The organism is Aeromonas bivalvium (assembly GCF_046078285.1).
Classification (GTDB): Bacteria; Pseudomonadota; Gammaproteobacteria; order Enterobacterales; family Aeromonadaceae; genus Aeromonas; species Aeromonas bivalvium.
Genome location: NZ_JBGXBV010000022.1, coordinates 1 through 748 on the forward strand (window position 1 = coordinate 1; position 748 = coordinate 748).

Annotated in this window: 7 tRNA genes; all 7 read right to left on the minus strand. The window is 51.9% G+C overall.

Features of this window, described 5'->3' with window-relative positions:
• Positions 1 to 76, minus strand: a tRNA-Val gene (locus ACEUCR_RS20005).
• 34 nt (positions 77 to 110) lie between these two features.
• Positions 111 to 186 (minus strand) — tRNA-Lys (locus ACEUCR_RS20010).
• 32 nt (positions 187 to 218) lie between these two features.
• Positions 219 to 294 (minus strand) — tRNA-Val (locus ACEUCR_RS20015).
• A 34-nt stretch (positions 295 to 328) separates the two neighbouring features.
• Positions 329 to 404: transfer RNA gene (locus ACEUCR_RS20020), tRNA-Lys, on the minus strand.
• A 32-nt stretch (positions 405 to 436) separates the two neighbouring features.
• Positions 437 to 512: transfer RNA gene (locus tag ACEUCR_RS20025), tRNA-Val, on the minus strand.
• Between the two features lie 34 nt (positions 513 to 546).
• A tRNA-Lys gene (locus tag ACEUCR_RS20030) sits at positions 547 to 622 on the minus strand.
• A 32-nt stretch (positions 623 to 654) separates the two neighbouring features.
• Positions 655 to 730, minus strand: a tRNA-Val gene (locus ACEUCR_RS20035).
• Between the last annotated feature and the right edge of the window lie 18 nt (positions 731 to 748).

A 748-nucleotide genomic window follows, 5' to 3' on the forward strand; every position in this document is an offset into this window, starting at 1 on the left:
TGGTGGTCGTTACTGGGCTCGAACCAGTGACCCCCTCCTTGTAAGGGAGGTGCTCTCCCAGCTGAGCTAAACGACCTGGGAATCTGTCCATCTCGTGGATGGTGAAATGATGGTGGGTCGTGCTGGGTTCGAACCAGCGACCAATTGATTAAAAGTCAACTGCTCTACCGACTGAGCTAACGACCCATCTAAATCATTTGTCTAACGCTTGCAAAACATGGTGGTCGTTACTGGGCTCGAACCAGTGACCCCCTCCTTGTAAGGGAGGTGCTCTCCCAGCTGAGCTAAACGACCTGGGAATCTGTCCATCTCGCGGATGGTGAAATGATGGTGGGTCGTGCTGGGTTCGAACCAGCGACCAATTGATTAAAAGTCAACTGCTCTACCGACTGAGCTAACGACCCATCTAAATCATTTGTCTAACGCTTGCAAAACATGGTGGTCGTTACTGGGCTCGAACCAGTGACCCCCTCCTTGTAAGGGAGGTGCTCTCCCAGCTGAGCTAAACGACCTGGGAATCTGTCCATCTCGCGGATGGTGAAATGATGGTGGGTCGTGCTGGGTTCGAACCAGCGACCAATTGATTAAAAGTCAACTGCTCTACCGACTGAGCTAACGACCCATCTAAATCATTTGTCTAACACTTGCAAAACATGGTGGTCGTTACTGGGCTCGAACCAGTGACCCCCTCCTTGTAAGGGAGGTGCTCTCCCAGCTGAGCTAAACGACCTGGGAATCTGTCCATCTC